The sequence below is a fragment of the Stutzerimonas marianensis genome, from assembly GCF_022810315.1.
GTDB lineage: Bacteria > Pseudomonadota > Gammaproteobacteria > Pseudomonadales > Pseudomonadaceae > Stutzerimonas > Stutzerimonas marianensis.
The window spans coordinates 1-277 of sequence record NZ_JALGRD010000096.1; the positions used below are offsets into that span (position 1 = coordinate 1).

1 rRNA gene is annotated in these 277 nt (G+C 37.5%); it reads left to right on the forward strand.

From position 1 onward, the window contains the following. A 23S ribosomal RNA gene (locus tag MST27_RS22375) occupies positions 1–254 on the forward strand; the annotation flags it as partial. Positions 255–277: the final 23 nt, after the last annotated feature.

A 277-nucleotide genomic window follows, 5' to 3' on the forward strand; every position in this document is an offset into this window, starting at 1 on the left:
AGTAGACTAATTTAGTACGAGAGGAACAGTTGGTCCAGATAATTGGTAAATACGGTTAGCTGACCAGCTAATGCCGTGAAGCTACCATCTGTTGGATTATGACTGAACGCCTCTAAGTCAGAATCCATGCTGGAAAGCAATGCAACATTCAATAATAAACGAAAACAAATACATTGGAATTCATCTTCGATGCACAAAGCTTGATTAATTCAGGCGGCGGAAATCGATTCATAATTTCGATTATTATTGCACAAATCATTTGCAGACGACTTAAAAT